This window comes from Halorubrum zhoui, assembly GCF_051194155.1.
In the GTDB taxonomy this organism is placed as follows: domain Archaea; phylum Halobacteriota; class Halobacteria; order Halobacteriales; family Haloferacaceae; genus Halorubrum.
In genome coordinates this window covers 54031-69524 of sequence record NZ_JBLZNJ010000006.1, presented here as the reverse complement: position 1 = coordinate 69524, position 15494 = coordinate 54031, and the positions used below count along the sequence as shown (strand labels likewise).

Sequence of the window (15494 nt, the reverse complement as noted above, 5' to 3'; positions counted from 1 at the left end):
CCGCGGCGGTGCTCCACGCCCACCGAAACGTCGATCGGTCCCACCGGGTGAGTCAAGTGTCTACGGGCGGTACTTCCGGTATGAAACGAGCGCAACTCGAGGCGGCGCTCGCCGAGTCGTTCGACGGGACGCCGGCGGAGCGACGGGCGGTGGCGCGAGCCGCACGCGACCTTGCCGACTCGGGAAAGCCCGCCGAGGACCGGGGACACGCGCTCGGCGTCGCCGACGTGCGCCGTCACCTCGCGGACGCCCCGGACGGCTCCTCAGTCGTCGATCGGTGGAACTGGTGGATGGGGGCGCTCGAGGCCGCCTACGGCGGCTACGACTACTTCACCGTGCGGTTCGTCGAAGCGAACGAGACGGCCGACCGCTACCGGTGAGTGGACCGGCTGTTCGCGTGTCGACCGTCCGCGAAGATGCCGACGACCTGTGGCACAGTCGGGGTGACAGCCACGAGGCTGGTGACCCCGCCGAAAGCGCTATTGAGGCCCCGTCTGTCTGCCCGAACAGATGACCGACCGACCGATCCCGGCCGACTTCGAGCTCACAGAAACCACCGTCGCGGCGGTCCACGCGGCGTTCGAGGAGACGACGCTCACGGCCGCGGGGCTCGTCGAGGCGTTCCTCGACCGCATCGAGCGACACGACGACGCGCTCAACGCGGTCCTCACGACCAACGAGGCGGCGATGGACCGGGCACGCGAGTTGGACGCTCGATTCGCGTCGGACGGGCTCACGGGGCCGCTCCACGGGATTCCGGTCGCGATCAAAGACAACCACGATACGGCGGACATGCCGACGACGGCGGGGTCGGTTCGGTTCGCCGAGTTCGTCCCCGAGTCGGACGCGGCCGTCGTCGAGCGACTTCGCGAGGCGGGCGCGGTCGTCGTCGCGAAGACCAACCTCCAGGAGCTCTCCTTCGGCGTCGACTCCGTGAGCTCACTCGGCGGCGAGACACACAACCCGTACGCCCTCGATCGGCGGCCGTCGGGGTCGAGCGGCGGCACCGCCGCCGCGGTAGCGAGCAACCTGGCGGTCGCCGGCACCGGCACCGACACCTGCTCGTCGGTGCGCTCGCCGCCGGCGTTCACGAATCTCGTCGGCCTCCGTCCGACGATCGGGTTGGTGAGCCGAACGGGGATCGTCCCGTTGTCGCTGACGCAGGACACCGCCGGACCGATCACTCGTACGGTCGAAGACGCGGCGCGGCTGCTCGACGTGCTCGTCGGCTTCGACCCCGCCGACCCGGTGACCGCGCGGGGGGTAAACCGGACTCCGGCAGAGGGCTACCTCGCACACGTCGACCCGAGTGGGCTGGAGGGTGCTCGAATCGGCGTCCTTCGCGACTTCTTCGGTGCGTCGGATCCGACGGCTCCGGCGGCCGAGACGGCTCCGGCGGTCACCGAGACGGTCGAGGCGGCGCTCGCGACGATGGAGGCCGCCGGCGCGACCGTGGTGGACGACGTCTCGCTCGTCGACCCGGACCGACTCGAGTCCGCACGCGTCGTCGGCCACGAGTTCGAGCGCGACTTCGACCGGTATCTCGCCGAGCGGCCGGCGACCCCGGTCGACTCGCTTCGCGAGCTAGCGGAGAGTGGGACCGTGGCAGAGAGCGTGGAGCGCCGGCTCCTCGAGGGGGCGATCCTCGACACCGACGTCGACGCACTCGAGACGGACCCGGACTACCTCCGGTCGCTCGCCGACCGGGAGGTCCTTCGGACCGACGCGATCGCCGGGCTCGTCGAGGCCGACCTCGACGCGGTCGTCTACCCGCCGTCTGCCGTGCTCCCGGTCGAGATCCCCGAGCACCAGCCCTTCTCCGAGATGCGCTGTGCGCTGGCCGCCCACACCGGACTGCCGGCGATCGTGGTGCCTGCCGGCTTTGCGGGCGACGGGCTCCCCGTCGGCGTCGAGCTGCTCGGGCGGCCGTTCGCCGAGCCGCGCCTCTTCGAACTCGCCGCCGGCTACGAGGCCACCGCCGACCACCGACACCCTCCGGCCGACTTCGAGTGAGCCGCACGACCACTTTCAGTTTCACCGCGCGGTTGGGTCGGTTATAGGGTCGATCCCCTAGATCGCCTGCGTATGAGCGCGACTCTCGAGAGCCGACCGCGGTACGCCACGGAGACCCGTGTCGACGTCACGGACTGTCGCACCGACCGCATCGCCGACCGGATCCGATCGAACCGCGTCGCCGACGCCGAGGTCCACCTCGAACGACGCGGCGGCAGGACGTTCCTCGTCGCGACGCCGACGCGTACCGACCACTCGCCGTAGGGCCCAACCGCTCGCTTCAGTCGTCTGCGGCGACCGGGCCGCGGCTTCGCTGGTCGGCGTCGAGCAGACTCTGCAGCCCGACGCCGAGCGACTCGTTGGTCCGCTCGACGGAGGTCGACGCAGAACAGTCGGTCGTCATCGCGCGTATCGCGTCGACGTTTTCGGGCACGACGTCCGCTTCTTGATGGACATTTTGAAACAGGGACACGTCCCGTCCGGAGACGCTCACCGACTCCGCCCAGATGCAGTTCTCCCAGAGGTCACCCCGCGGTCGGCCGCGGTCCATCGCGTACTCTTTCAGTGCGCCGGCCCCGTCGATGCCGGCGTCCGGCGGGACGAGAAAGAGCCGGTCTTCACCGGCGAGACGCTCCCGGACCGCCGCCGTCGTCGGCGCAGCCTGGAGGGTGACATCGACGCTGTGAGTGTGCATCGCGGTGACGGGGGCCTTCAGTGCAGCCGTGTGGACATCGACGTCTGACAACACGGTGTTCACGTCGGGACCGTGGTGTGACGGGACAGAAACTGGATCCGGAACGATGTCGTTTATCGGACCGCGGTCGGTCTCGCTCGGGTCACCGCCTCGACGGATCAGGGTGACTCGCGCCTTCTCGACGCCGTACGCCTCCTCGAGCGGCGCGAGGAGCCGCGCGAGTCCGGTGGTGTTACACGAGACGACGCGCACGGCGTCGGCACCGCGGGCGGCGTCGAAGTTCGTTCGCGCGGTGAACGAGGTGTCGGCGACGGCGGCGTCCTCGCCGCCCTGGAACACGGCGGGGGTGTCGTGGGCGGCGTACGTCGCGCGGTTCTCGGCGCCCACGCCGGAGGGACAGCAGTCGACGACGACGTCGATAGACTCGAGGAGGTCAGACAGTGCGCCCGCGGTAGGGAGGTTGCTGTCGACGAACCTGTCGAGACTGGCTGCCGTCGCCGCGTAGAGGTCGTAGCCGCGTCGGACGGCCGTCTCTGCGCCGTGGTTCGGTCGGGTCTTCGTGACGCCGACGAGTTCCATGTCTGGCTGGGCGGTGACCGCGTCTGCGACCCGCTTTCCGATCGTCCCGTACCCGTTCACGCCCACACGTATCATATCTTTACGCCCGGACGAACAGACTATAATTGTTTCGGGTATATTTGGGGAGAAACTAACTACGGTTCGAGTACATTGCCGGAAAAACCGGCGTCATTCGTAATGATACTCTATTATATTACACAGTAAAAATAAAGTATTCGCGCCGCCCCGGCGGCAGAAGACATACCTCGATCGGTGCCGACCAGCCGATCATGAGCGACGCGCTTTCGGCGGCAGCCCGCACGGCGATCGGCCAGTGTCTCGGCGTCGGCTCCGAGGAGTCCGTGGTCGTCGTCACCGACGACGAGCGTGAGCCGATCGGCGAGGCGATGTACGACGCGGCCGCCGCGGTCACCGACGACGTCACGCTGCTCCGGTATCCGCCGAGCGACCAACACGGCACGGAGCCGCCGGCGCCGGTCGCAGCCGCGATGGCCGAGAGCGACGTCTTCGTGGCCCCGACGACGAAGAGTCTGAGTCACACACGTGCTAGAGGTGCCGCCTGCGCGGCGGACGCCCGGGGTGCGACGCTCCCAGGCATCACACAGTCGGTGTTCGAGACCGGTCTCGACGCCGACTACGACGCCATCGACGCCGCCTGTGATTCGGTGCTCGCGGCCGTCGGTGACGCCTCGACGGTCCGCGTCACCGCGCCGGCCGGAACCGACCTCACCGTCGAGGTCGGCGACCGCGAGTGGCTCGCCGACCGCGGCGTCGTCCACGCGCCCGGGGCGTTCTCGAACCTCCCCGCCGGCGAGGTGTTCCTCGCGCCGGAGACCGCGAGTGGCACCGTCGTCGTCGACGGGACGATGCTGCCACACGGCCGACTCGAATCCGGCCGGTCGGTGTCGATCGAGGTCGCGGACGGTCTCGTCACGACCATCGACGACGACGCGGTCCGCGCGGACGTCGAGGCCGCCGCCGCGTCCGTCGGTGACGACGCGTACACGTTCGCCGAGCTCGGGATCGGCACCAACGTCGGCGTCGACCGACTCGTCGGCTCCGTCCTCCTCGACGAGAAGGCCGCCGGCACGATCCACGTCGCTATCGGCGACAACGCGGGGATCGGCGGCGACACCGACGCGCCGATCCACCTCGACGGCGTCGTCCGTGACCCGACCGTCTACGCCGACGGCGAGCCGGTCGAGCTGCCGACCCCCTGACCACCGGCTGCGGGACGGCGTCGAAGCGGCGTCCGCCTACTCGGCGGGCGCGATCGCGACCCCGGAGACGCCAGAGACGCCGAGCGCCTGGTGTCGCCACCCGTCTCCGGCCTCGACACACAGCGTCCCGGCTTCGGTCACGACGACGGCGAGACCGGGACGAGCGGCGAGCGCGACCGGTCGCTCGTCGACCGGAAGCGCGGTTCCGGCCCACGCCACTGCACTCCAGTCCGTCTCGCCCGTCTCGTGTGCGAGGAGCTGCCCGTCGACGACGGCTAGTGCGGCCCCCTCACGAGCTGCCGTCACGGCCGTCGCGTCTCCCTCGATTGCCGGCATCCAGCCGTTTCCGAGCCAGTAGAGCCCGGTCGCGGTCGCGGCGAGTGGCATCTCCGCCGCGGCCACGTCGCGTGCGTCGTCGAGGCCGACCGAGACGAGTGTGGACCCACGCTCCGTCGGCTCGTCGTCGACGCGGTGAACACCGTCGCGTCCGGCGACGAACGGCCCGGCTATCGCGGTGACACCGTCGACGCGGCCCACCCGGTGCGTCCCCGTCGGAGTGCCGTCGTCGTCGACTGTGGCCCGCGAGAGCGTCCCGTCTGCGTCCGCGATCGAGATCGCCGCGTCGGTGCCACCGACGGCGACCGGATCCTCGACGCCGACGTCGACCGAGCGCGGTTCGCCTCCCGTAGGGCCCACGTAGAGCCCGTGCTCCGTCGCGGCCGCGACCACGGGGACGCGTTGGCGCGCGAAAACGGCCACGTCTCTGACGACGCCGCGGTCGCCGACCAGCTCGAAGGTGCCGACCTTGTCACCCGAGACGGCGACCCGTACGAGCCCGGTCTCGGTCGCGACGTAGACGTCGCTGCGGCCCGTGTTCTCCGCGTACACGCGCTTTTCGTCGATCGAGATGTCGTCGTCGGCGGGTGCCATCGCCGGGCGATTCACGCTCGACTCGTAAAAGAACCGCGAGCGAGTGCGACCGTTCGGGAGGGCGGTTCGACGCCGCACGACGCGTTCCGACGCCCCTTTGAGCGATCCCCAACTACCGTCTCGAGTGACTCCGATCGCCGCCGAACTCCTCGGGCTGCTCGCGGAGGTCCTCCCGCGGCTCGCGCGCATCACCGCGTTCATCGCCGTCGGCGTGTTCCTCGCCAACGTCGCCGTCGCGTTCGGGCTGATCCGCTACGTCGCGGGCCTCGCCGGGCTCCTCACGCGTCCCGCGAACCTCCCGGACGAGGTCGGAACGGCGATCCTCACCACCGCCGCCTCGACGACCGCGGGCTACGCGACGCTGGCCGAATACCGCGAGTCGGGGCTGCTCGACGACCGCGCGACGCTCGTGGCGGTGGTGATAAACACGTTCTTCGGCTTCGTCCAACACGTCTTCACCTACTACGTCCCCGTGCTCGTCCCGATCCTCGGGCGGACCACGGGCGTCCTCTACGTCTCGGCCCGGGCGGGAATCGCGCTCGCGATCACGGTCACCGGAGTGATGCTCGGAGGACTCCTCCTCTCCGAGCGCAACGTCGATCGCTCGGCGCTGGCGGCGATAGACGCGAGCGGTCCGGGGACGGACGACCGCACGGCCGACGCGCGCGTCCGTGAGGCGGTCGCGAAGTCGTGGTCGACGCTTCGACGCATCGTTCCCCGGCTCGCGGTCGTGTACACGCTCGTCATCGGGCTCGTGAGCCGCTACGACGTCTCCTCGCTGACGGCCGTCGCAGAGCCGGCTACGAGTCTCCTCGGCCTCCCCGGCGCCGCGGTACCCGTCGTCGCCGTCTACACGCTCGATACGACCGCGGGCGCGGTCACGATCGAGCCGCTGCTCGGCGACCCCTTCACCCCGCGCACCGCGGTCGCGACGCTGCTCATCGGCGGCATCCTCTCGTTCGCGGTGTCGACGTTCCGACGCTCGATCCCGTTCCAGTACGGCATCTGGGGCGCGTCGTTCGGGACGAAAGTCATCGCCGTCAACACAGCGCTGAAGCTCGTGTTCATCTCGCTCACGGTGGCGCTGTTGGTGCTCCCGGCGTGGTGACACCGGGACCGCCCACCCGCAACACGATACCGAAGGCGACCGCGTACGTCGTCGACGTCTCACTCGCCGGCGACGACCGTCGGCTCCGGTTCGCTCGCGTCACCGTACCGGGTCACGATGGCGACCGTCGCGGCGCTCGCACAGAGTGCGGCGACGCCCACGAGCCCGAACGTCGGCCGATACCCGACCGTCTCGATGAGTGCGCCGAAGACGGGCGGGGCGACCGTGTTTCCGACCATGATGCCGATCGTCACGACCGCGAAGTTGCGCCCGATGTCGCGACGCGCGGAGAGCCGGTCGGCGAGCTTGTCGCGGGCGGGGAGGCCGAGGCTCCCGAGACTGCCGGCGAGGATCCCGACGCCGAGCGCGACGACAGGCGGCGCGACGGCGGCGGCGAGCCCGAACACCGCGAGGGCGACGAGCCCGTAGGCGGCCGCGAGAATCGTGCCGGGGCGGAATCGATCCGCCAACACTCCGCCGACGAGAATGAGTCCGGCGCCGACGACGAACATCGCCGTCAGCGAGAGGCTTGCCAGCTCGTCGGCGAGACCGTATCCCTCGGTGAGGAACACCACTAGGTACGAGGAGACGCCCCAAAACGCGGTCGACGCGAGCATCGAGACGACTCCAAGCCCGAGAATCGGCCCAGCGTCGGCGAGCGCCCGGAGCTCCGCCCAGATCCGCCCGCCAGCAGTGTCGTCGCCTCGTCGTCGCTCGTCGGTCGCGTCGGCGTTCGGCCGCGTGATATCGTCGCTCACGTACCGACCGAGCACCGTGCAGGCGACGACGCCATAGACGGCACCGACGACGGCGATCAGTCCGAACGCGTGCCGCCAGCTCGTTCCCGGCAGCGCGGTGACGCCGAGGATCACGACCGGCGGCGCGGCGAAGCCGAGGTTGCCGGCGAAGCCGTGGGCGCTGTAGGCCGCCCCGCGGCGGGACGCGCTCGTCGCGTCCGACAGCAACGGAAAGTGCGCCGAGTGGTGACCGGCGACGCCGGCGCCGAGGACCGCCTGTCCGAGGAGGAGCACCTCGTAGCTCGGAGCGACCGCGAGGATCCCGGCGCCGAGCGCGCCGAGACCGAGACACAGCGCCAGTGTCAGCACGCGGTCGTACGCGTCCGAGAGGTAGCCGTACGGGAGCTGAAGCGCCGTGTTCACGAGCGCCTGCACGCCCATCGCGACCCCGAGTGCGCCGATCCCGACGTCGAAGTCGGCCGCGAGCGTCGCGAGGATCGGCGGGAACAACACCAAGTAGAGGTGATTCACGACGTGTGACCCGCTCACGAGCCCGACGACGAGCGCGGTCTCACGCGGGAGCGTCTCAAGCGCGTCGCGCGGGTCCATCGGCGCATCTCGCCGTCGACACGACAAAACGGTACCAGATGCGGCCGGCGTTGCCGATGGCGTCTTCGACCGCCGACGGCGCTCGACGCCCGTCATCCCGTCACCTTTTATCCGGTGGCGCACCCTATCTCGGGATATGCCGAAGTACTCGACGGGCGGTGGCGGGGGCGGCGCCGGCGGTGACGCCTGCGAGCTCTGCGGCCGGGAGACGACCGACCTCGGGCGGGCGAACGTGGCCGGCGCGACGCTGCTCGTCTGTTCGGCCTGTCGGTCACACGACGACGCGGGTAACGCGCCCGACGGCGCCGACGACGCGGACCGATCCCCCGATCGCACCGGCGGGGGGTCGACCGGCCCGGACGGGGCGTCGACCGGAACGCGAAGTCGCACGCAGGAGCTGGCGAACAAGCAGGCGCGAATGTACGACGCCGCGACGGGCGGCTCAGACCGCTGGGAGGCCGAAGGGACGAGCTACGAGGACGACCAGCTGCCGTACCTGGTAGCCGACTACGGCGACCGGGCGACCGAGGCGCGTCAGGCGGCCGGCCTCACCGTAGACGAGCTCGCGGCCGACCTCGACGTCGACGAGCGGGACCTCCTCGCGATCGAGGACGGCCGGGCGGCGACGGCGACGGTCGGCGGCTCGGTGGTGCGCGCGCTCGCCGACCGACTCGACGTGACGCTCGTCGACGAGTGACGGGTCGACACGGCGCGTGATGCGGGTCAAAGACAGCGTCCACGGCCACGTGCGGTTGGGGCCGCTCGCGGCCGATCTGATCGACACCCCCGCCTTCCAGCGACTGCGTCACGTCAAGCAGCTCTCCACCGTGCGGCTCGTCTATCCGTCGGCGAACCACACTCGGTTCGAACACAGCCTCGGCGTCTACCACCTGGCGTGTGCCGCCGTCGAGGAACTCGGCATCGACGCCGACACCGCCGCACACGTTCGGGCGGCCGCGATGCTCCACGACGTCGGTCACGGCCCCTACGGCCACCAGACGGAAGGAATCATCCGCCGCCGGACGGGCCGTGACCACGACGAGGTGGCGTGGCTGGTGACCGACCCCGACCGCGCGGTCACTGCGGTCCTCGAACGCCACGGACTCGATCCGTCACGGGTCGCGTCGCTGATCGCCGGCGAGGAGGCCGTCGGCCCGCTGATCTCCGGTGCACTCGACGTCGACCGGATGGACTACCTCGTGCGTGACGCCCACCACACGGGCGTCCCCTACGGGACCGTCGACACGGGACGGCTCGTGACGGCGCTTCGACTCACGGCGTCCGACGAGCTCGTGCTGGCCGAGGGCAACGTCGCGACCGCCGAGAGCCTGTTGCTCGCACGGTCGCTGATGAACGCGGTGGTGTACCGCCACCACGTCTCACGGGTCGCGGGCGCGATGCTCGAGCGTGCCTGCGAGCGGTACCTCGACCGGGCGCCGATCGACGCCTCGCGCTTCCGCCGGCTGGCCGACCACGAACTGTTGGTCGGGCTCTGTGAGCACGTCCCGGCGCTCGGCCGTCGGATCGAGCGCCGCGACCTGTACAAGCGTGCGGTCTGGGTCGGGATCGACCGCGTTCCGGCTGGAACCGTCGAAGCGACCCGGACCGACGAGCGCGCGGCCGAGCGCGAGATCGCCGGAGCGGCTGGGCTCGACCGCGATCAGGTCGTCGTCGACGTCCCCCCGCGACCGACGGTGAAGGGCTCGGGTGCAACTGTCGTCGTCGGCGGTGAGACGCGCCGACTCGACGACGCGTCGACACTGGTGGCCGGGCTCGAGGCGGCCGAGCGCGAGCGCTGGCGACTCGGCGTGTACTGTCCCGCCGACCACGTCACGGCGGTGCGGTCGGCGGCCGAGTCCGTCCTCGGGCTCGCAGACCGCTCGTGAGCCGCTCGGGCGTCAGTCGTCGCCTTTCGGGACCGCGAACACCGGCCGGTCACTCTGAAGGATGACGTTCTGGGTGACGCTCCCGAAGACCGCCTTTCCGCTCGGTCGTCGCTTTCGACCCGACAGACAGATCGCGTCGGCGTCGATCGCCTCGGCGGCGGCGACGATCTCTGCTCCGGGGTCGCCGCTGGCCTCGTAGTGGTCGTACGCGATACCGGCGTCGTCGAGCGCCTCGCTGGCGCGCCGAACCGCGGCGAGCTGATTCACCGACGCCCCCTCCGGATTGTCGCGAAACACGTGACAGAGGTGGACGGTCACCCCGTCGGCTGCCCCCGGCAGGTCGGCGATCGCCCGCGCCTGTGCGAGTGCTCGCTCCTCGTCGTCGTCGATGGCCACGAGTACGTCGTACATATCCCATGATCCATCATACGGAGTACTAAACCGTACCGACATCGCCGCGCCGACGAACACACGCTGACGTTTTTATTTGCTTGCGCCTAACCCACCGCATGGTCACGGTCAAAGACACCGTCCACGATCACATCACGGTCGACGGTGTCGGCGCGGCCCTCCTCGACACCCCGCCGGTCCAACGGCTTCGGCATATCTCCCAGCTCGGCACGGTACAACTCGTGTACCCGTCGGCGAACCACACCCGGTTCGAACACAGTCTCGGCGTCTATCACCTCGCACGCCGGGCCCTCGACCACCTCGGCATCGAGGGGCGGCGCGCCGATCGGATCGAAGCGGCCGCGATGCTACACGACGTCGGACACGGCCCGTTCAGTCACAACCTGGAAGCGCTCACCCATCGCCGAACGGGCAAGTACCACGACGACGTGCGGACGCTCGTGACCGACGGGGTCGTCGGCGACACGCTTCGCGACCACGACGTCGACCCGTCGCGCGTGGCGTCGCTGATAGCCGGTGAGGGACCGTACGCCGGGCTGATATCGGGCGAGCTCGACGTCGACCGGATGGACTACCTCGTGCGTGACGCCTACCACACCGGCGTGCCGTACGGCACCATCGACACCGGCCGCTTCGTCAGGGAACTCGCGTTCGTCGAGGGGGCCGCCGAGGACGGGGGGCCGGCACTCGTCGTAGACGAAGGGAACGTCCAGACGGCAGAGAGTCTCCTGCTCGCCCGTGCGCTGATGAATCCCGTGGTGTACACCCACCACGTCGCGCGGATCTCGAAGGCGATGGTGCGCCGAGCGGCGGCCGATCTGCTCGATACGACGGCGACGACCGCCGAGGAGCTCCGTCGGATGGACGACCACGATTTCCTCGCCGCGATCCGCGCGTGTCCGGCGACGGCCGACCTCTCGCGCCGCTACGACGAGCGGGCCCTCTACAAGCGGGCAGTGTGGGCAGAGTACGATGACGTACCACAGCGCGTCCGCGACGCCGACCACGCCGAGACGCTGTCACTCGAGACCGAGGTCGCCGAGATGGCCGACGTCGATCGCACGGACGTGATCCTCGACATTCCGGCGGAGCCGACGATGCGAGAGTCGACGGCACGGGTGACGGTCAACGGCGAGATCCGCCGGCTGGAGCGCCAGTCACCGCTCGTCGCCGCGCTCCGCACGGCGCAAAAGAACCAGTGGCGCCTCGGGGTGTACGCCCCGTCGGCGGCGACCGATCGCGTCGGACGGGCGGCGGCCGAGGTGCTCGACCTCGACCCCGACGCGCTCGTCGTCGAGGTCCGCCGAGCACTGCCGACGACGCTCGCCGAGTTCGACACCGAGTGAGGCCGGTTCACGGCTCCGAGCGGGACCAGTAGGGTCAAACGGATGGTTAGCGAACGGGCGCACATGGTCGAGTTCTCACTGCTCACCGGCCTCGCTATCGGCCCGACGGTCGGCCTGCTCGCCACGCTGGCGATGGACCTAGTCATGGCCCGGCTGCCCGAAGGGGAGACCCCGCCGAAGGTCGCCGCGAGCGTGCTGACCGGCGAGTCGGTCGACACCGCACCGGCTCGGCTGGCGACGTGGATCCACTACGTCGCCGGCGCCGGGTCCGGGCTCCTCTTCGTCGGTATCGCGGCCGCCCTCGGCTCCGCCCTCGACGGAGCCGTCGTGACGCTCACCACGGCGAGCGTCGTCCAACTCGCGCTCATGATCGGCTTCTTCGCGTTCGTCCCGCTGCCGCGCGCGACGGGCGTCCCACGGGGTCGCCGCGCTCGGGTTCGACGTGCGTGGGCGATCGAGGCGACTGCGTACGTCCTCGTCGCCGCACTCGCCGTCGCCGCGGTCGGTCGCGTCGTCTAAGCGCGAACCACCTCCCCCGTGCGACGCGAGCCGTGGCTGCCGGGCCGCCAGACCGCCGCGTGAGAGAAACCGTTTAGTTCGTGGGTTGGCCCCTTCGAGCATGCACGCGATCACCCGGTCCGGGTGGGTCGAGGTCATCTCCGGATCGATGTTCTCCGGGAAAACCGAGGAGCTGCTCCGCCGACTCCGGCGGGCCGAGATCGCAGACCAGTCCGTCGCCGTCTACAAGCCGGCCGTCGACGACCGATACGGCGAGACCACCATCGGCACCCACACCGGCCGGCAGTGGGACGCGACCGTGATCGACAGCGAGGGGGACGGCCCGCTCGCGATCCTCGAGTCGGCCGCCGACGCCGAGGTGGTCGCGGTCGACGAGGCGAACTTCTTTTCGACCGCACTCGTCGAGGTCTGTGACGCGCTCGCCGACCGCGGCGTTCGCGTGGTCGTCTCTGGGACCGACACGACGTTCCGCGGGGAGCCGTTCGAACCCCTCCCACAGATCATGGCGACCGCCGAGTACGTCGACAAGTTTCGGGCCATCTGTACGGTGTGTGGCGAGCCGGCGACTCGGAATCAGCGGCTCATCGACGGCGAGCCCGCCCACGTCGACGACCCGACGATCCTCGTCGGAGCCGAAGAGTCCTACGAGGCTCGGTGTCGCGACTGCCACGTGGTTCGAACCGACGATGAGCGACCGACTCGCCGGTCGGAGACGCGCGTCGACGACTGAACACGCGCGTCCCAGCTCATCCCTTGATGTTACACACCGGGAACGTCCGAGCGACGCGGTCGCCGATCCCGAGCGCGTCGCTAACCGCGACGACCTCGTCGACGTCTTTGTACACGCCCGGCGCCTCCTCGGCGACGGTCGCGCCGGACTGCGCTCGCACGTAGATCGCCGACTCCGCCTCCAGCGACTCGCTCACCTCGTCGCCGTGAAACTCGCGTTTGGCCTGGGTTCGACTCATGAGACGGCCGGCCCCGTGGGCGGTCGACCCGAACGAGGTCTCCATCGACGCGGCCCCGCCGGAGAGGACGTACGAGCCGGCCCCCATACTACCGGGGATGATCACGGGCTGGCCGACGTCACGGTACGCCGCCGGAACCGCCTCGTGGCCGGCCGGGAACGCTCGCGTCGCGCCCTTGCGGTGAACGTACACCTCCCGTTCGGCGTGGTCTGTGACGTCGTCCCCGACGGCGGGGAGGCCGTCTGGGCCGACGCCGACCTCGTGGGTCTCCTTCTTGCCGACGTTGTGTGCGACATCGTACAACAGCTCCATCCCGAGGTCGTCGATCGGGTCGGCGTCGAAGACGTCGCCGAACACCGCCCGAGTCCGGTGCGTGATCAGCTGCCGGTTCACCCACGCGAAGTTGATACACGCGCTCATCGCGCCGTAGTACTCCTCGGCCAGCCGCGAGCCGGCCGGCGCGGCCGCGAGCTCCTTGTCCGGCAACGACGACAAGAGGTCCGCGTGCTCGGTTTCGATCCGACGGAGGTACTCAGAGCACGTCTGGTGGCCGAGTCCGCGACTCCCACAGTGGATCAGGACGACGATCTGCCCCTCCGAGAGGCCGTAGGCGTCCGCGGTCGCCCCGGCGTCGACGTCGGTGACCCGCTGGACCTCGAGGAAGTGATTCCCCGAGCCGAGCGACCCCAGCTGGTTGCGACCGCGGTCTTTCGCCTTCTGTGGCACGAACGCCGGCTTCGCGTCGGGGCGACACCCCTCGTCTTCACAGCGTGCGAGGTCGCTCTCGATCCCGTAGCCCGCCTCGACCGCCCACTCGACGCCGCGTTCGAGCGCCCCCTCGATCGCATCTGCCGTCCCGTCGATCACGCCGCCACCGCCCAGGCCGGACGGGATCGCCTCGAAGAGGGCGTCGACGAGCTCCTCTTCGCGGCCGCGGACGTCCTCGTACTCCAGCGTCGTCCGCAGCATCCGGACGCCGCAGTTCACGTCGTATCCGATCGCTCCCGGTGAGATGCACCCGACCTCGGCGTCTACCGCACCGACCCCGCCGACCGGAAAGCCGTAGCCCTGGTGGCCGTCGGGCATACACAGCGCCGGCTCGACCATTCCTGGGAGGTGTGTCGCGTTGCGCAGCTGCCGGAGCGTGTCGTCCTCGCCGATCGCTTCGAGCAGCGGTTCGCTGGCGAACACCCGGGCCGGGACGGTCATCCCGCCTTCGCGCGGGATCTCCCAGACGTGCTCGCGTACTCGTTCGAGGCGAACGCCGCCGTACTCACGTGTAGTCATGCGATTCGATTTGCGGTGCGCAGGCAAGGGCGTTGCGTCAGCGGCCGGCCAGCGCTCGTACCGCTATCAGCCAGGGCGTCACCCCCTCCCGCATCTCCGTCTCACACGTCGAAGACGACGTACGCCTCCCAGCCGCTGTCATCTCGTTCGATGGACATCTCGGAGTACGTGACCGCTTTGATCTCCCGGGCGTCGACGGCCGAGAGCGGTACCCCGCGTGCGCTGGCCTCGACGGTCCACGCGCCCACCTCGCCGGCCGCCGACGCTCGCACCCGACACCGGTGGTCGGCCGGCAACACGTGCCGCACGTCTCGTTCGTAGATCAGTCGATCGAGGTAGTCGAACAACACCGCCTCGCGGCTCGCGGCCGTCGCTTCGACGCCGAATCGCTCACCAGTCGCCTCGGGGACGGACTCGCTGCTCGCGGCCGTCAGTCCGTCGGCGACCGCCGCGAACAGCGCGTCGAGGGTGTCGCCGGTCGCCGCGACGGCGACGTCGGCCGTGTGGTCGCAGAGTTCGTGCGGCACGACCGTTGCGTCGGCTCGCAGACGGCTTGGTCTTGTCGGGTTCGGCGCGGTGTCTGCGGACCGGGTCGTCGACCGAGCGACGCCTCCCGTGACCGCCGGCGGTGGCGTGCCGGTGGAGTTATATTCCGCAGACGTGTTACGTATTCGCAGTGAGCGTCGACGTACAGAAGCGAACGGATCCACCCGGGTCGGCGGACCACCTCCCCGAGGCCTGGGAGCTCAAACAACGTATCCAACGCACCGACGGGGTGCTCAGACAGCGACGAGGATTTTTTACCGACGCGTATCGCCGTTCGACGACGTACCTATTCGTGGCCGACGACGACGTGGTCGCGTTCGCCTCGGTCAGACGGGACGGGTACGTGCTGTTTCTCGCCGTCGACCCGGCTCACCGAGGACGGGGCTTCGGCGAGCGCCTGATCACGGACGTCGTCGCCGAGTACACCTCCGTCTCCTGTCACGCCCGCACGACGAACGAGCGCGCCCTCGGGTTCTACGAACACCTCGGCTTCGAGGTCGAACGCCGGATCGACGGCTACTACGAGGACGGCGGCGACGCCTACTACCTCACCCTCGGCACCGAGAGCCTTCGCGACCGACTCTCCGAGTTCGTGAGCCGGTGACTGCTCGTCTGCCAACACCGCTCCCCACCACGAGAAT

17 protein-coding genes are annotated in these 15494 nt (G+C 69.9%); 11 read left to right on the top strand and 6 right to left on the bottom strand.

The genetic code is table 11. The features are described from left to right. The first annotated feature begins 56 nt into the window (after nucleotides 1-56). The 3 genes from ACNTAO_RS10115 to ACNTAO_RS10105 all read left to right on the top strand — a co-directional run bounded on the left by ACNTAO_RS10115 (nucleotide 57) and on the right by ACNTAO_RS10105 (nucleotide 2277). Nucleotides 57-380: a WNWW family protein gene (locus tag ACNTAO_RS10115; RefSeq protein WP_496923241.1), complete on the top strand. Its 324-nt coding sequence runs from the start codon at nucleotides 57-59 to the stop codon at nucleotides 378-380. A gap of 130 nt (nucleotides 381-510) precedes the next feature. Next, a complete protein-coding gene (locus ACNTAO_RS10110; protein WP_435161882.1) occupies nucleotides 511-2013 on the top strand; it encodes an amidase in 1503 nt (500 codons plus the stop codon). A gap of 72 nt (nucleotides 2014-2085) precedes the next feature. Next, nucleotides 2086-2277 carry a hypothetical protein gene (locus ACNTAO_RS10105; RefSeq protein ID WP_435161881.1) on the top strand — a complete coding sequence of 64 codons (192 nt, stop codon included), beginning with the start codon at nucleotides 2086-2088 and terminating at the stop codon, nucleotides 2275-2277. Nucleotides 2278-2293: 16 nt separating this feature from the next. On the opposite strand, the gene ACNTAO_RS10100 is transcribed toward ACNTAO_RS10105, so the two are convergent. Continuing rightward, entirely contained in the window at nucleotides 2294-3361 is a 1068-nt protein-coding gene (locus ACNTAO_RS10100) for a type II glyceraldehyde-3-phosphate dehydrogenase (protein ID WP_435161880.1), read from the bottom strand. 194 nt (nucleotides 3362-3555) lie between these two features. On the opposite strand from ACNTAO_RS10100, the gene ACNTAO_RS10095 reads away from it, so the two are divergent. Beyond that, the gene (locus ACNTAO_RS10095) at nucleotides 3556-4506 is read left to right on the top strand and encodes an aminopeptidase (RefSeq protein ID WP_435161879.1); all 951 of its coding nucleotides are present in this window, start codon (nucleotides 3556-3558) and stop codon (nucleotides 4504-4506) included. Nucleotides 4507-4542: 36 nt separating this feature from the next. Here ACNTAO_RS10095 and ACNTAO_RS10090 read toward each other — a convergent pair whose 3' ends face one another. After that, the gene (locus tag ACNTAO_RS10090; RefSeq protein ID WP_435161878.1) at nucleotides 4543-5436 is read right to left on the bottom strand and encodes an HVO_0234 family beta-propeller protein; all 894 of its coding nucleotides are present in this window, start codon (nucleotides 5434-5436) and stop codon (nucleotides 4543-4545) included. A 133-nt stretch (nucleotides 5437-5569) separates the two neighbouring features. Here ACNTAO_RS10090 and ACNTAO_RS10085 point away from each other — a divergent pair, with 133 nt between their 5' ends. Beyond that, nucleotides 5570-6544 (top strand): nucleoside recognition protein, encoded by a 975-nt coding sequence (locus tag ACNTAO_RS10085; protein WP_435161986.1) that lies wholly within the window; start codon nucleotides 5570-5572, stop codon nucleotides 6542-6544. A 59-nt stretch (nucleotides 6545-6603) separates the two neighbouring features. Here the strand turns inward: ACNTAO_RS10085 and ACNTAO_RS10080 are convergent, their stop codons facing one another. After that, nucleotides 6604-7890 carry an MFS transporter gene (locus ACNTAO_RS10080; RefSeq protein ID WP_435161877.1) on the bottom strand — a complete coding sequence of 429 codons (1287 nt, stop codon included), beginning with the start codon at nucleotides 7888-7890 and terminating at the stop codon, nucleotides 6604-6606. A 136-nt stretch (nucleotides 7891-8026) separates the two neighbouring features. On the opposite strand from ACNTAO_RS10080, the gene ACNTAO_RS10075 reads away from it, so the two are divergent. Further along, nucleotides 8027-8587, top strand: a complete 561-nt coding sequence (locus ACNTAO_RS10075) for a helix-turn-helix domain-containing protein (protein WP_435161876.1) — start codon at nucleotides 8027-8029, stop codon at nucleotides 8585-8587. Nucleotides 8588-8603: 16 nt separating this feature from the next. After that, the gene (locus ACNTAO_RS10070; RefSeq protein ID WP_435161875.1) at nucleotides 8604-9776 is read left to right on the top strand and encodes an HD domain-containing protein; all 1173 of its coding nucleotides are present in this window, start codon (nucleotides 8604-8606) and stop codon (nucleotides 9774-9776) included. A 12-nt stretch (nucleotides 9777-9788) separates the two neighbouring features. Here the strand turns inward: ACNTAO_RS10070 and ACNTAO_RS10065 are convergent, their stop codons facing one another. Beyond that, nucleotides 9789-10187: a universal stress protein gene (locus ACNTAO_RS10065; protein WP_435161874.1), complete on the bottom strand. Its 399-nt coding sequence runs from the start codon at nucleotides 10185-10187 to the stop codon at nucleotides 9789-9791. 98 nt (nucleotides 10188-10285) lie between these two features. Here ACNTAO_RS10065 and ACNTAO_RS10060 point away from each other — a divergent pair, with 98 nt between their 5' ends. The 3 genes from ACNTAO_RS10060 to ACNTAO_RS10050 all read left to right on the top strand — a co-directional run bounded on the left by ACNTAO_RS10060 (nucleotide 10286) and on the right by ACNTAO_RS10050 (nucleotide 12782). Then, a complete protein-coding gene (locus tag ACNTAO_RS10060) occupies nucleotides 10286-11533 on the top strand; it encodes an HD domain-containing protein (RefSeq protein WP_435161873.1) in 1248 nt (415 codons plus the stop codon). Nucleotides 11534-11596: 63 nt separating this feature from the next. Further along, the gene (locus ACNTAO_RS10055; protein WP_435161872.1) at nucleotides 11597-12052 is read left to right on the top strand and encodes a hypothetical protein; all 456 of its coding nucleotides are present in this window, start codon (nucleotides 11597-11599) and stop codon (nucleotides 12050-12052) included. A gap of 100 nt (nucleotides 12053-12152) precedes the next feature. After that, complete coding sequence (locus ACNTAO_RS10050) at nucleotides 12153-12782, top strand: thymidine kinase (protein ID WP_435161871.1); 630 nt, start codon at nucleotides 12153-12155, stop codon at nucleotides 12780-12782. Between the two features lie 16 nt (nucleotides 12783-12798). Here ACNTAO_RS10050 and ACNTAO_RS10045 read toward each other — a convergent pair whose 3' ends face one another. Further along, nucleotides 12799-14307, bottom strand: a complete 1509-nt coding sequence (locus ACNTAO_RS10045) for an RtcB family protein (RefSeq protein WP_435161870.1) — start codon at nucleotides 14305-14307, stop codon at nucleotides 12799-12801. 101 nt (nucleotides 14308-14408) lie between these two features. Then, nucleotides 14409-14834: an archease gene (locus ACNTAO_RS10040; protein ID WP_435161869.1), complete on the bottom strand. Its 426-nt coding sequence runs from the start codon at nucleotides 14832-14834 to the stop codon at nucleotides 14409-14411. A 149-nt stretch (nucleotides 14835-14983) separates the two neighbouring features. Here ACNTAO_RS10040 and ACNTAO_RS10035 point away from each other — a divergent pair, with 149 nt between their 5' ends. Continuing rightward, nucleotides 14984-15457 carry a GNAT family N-acetyltransferase gene (locus ACNTAO_RS10035; protein WP_435161868.1) on the top strand — a complete coding sequence of 158 codons (474 nt, stop codon included), beginning with the start codon at nucleotides 14984-14986 and terminating at the stop codon, nucleotides 15455-15457. Nucleotides 15458-15494: the final 37 nt, after the last annotated feature.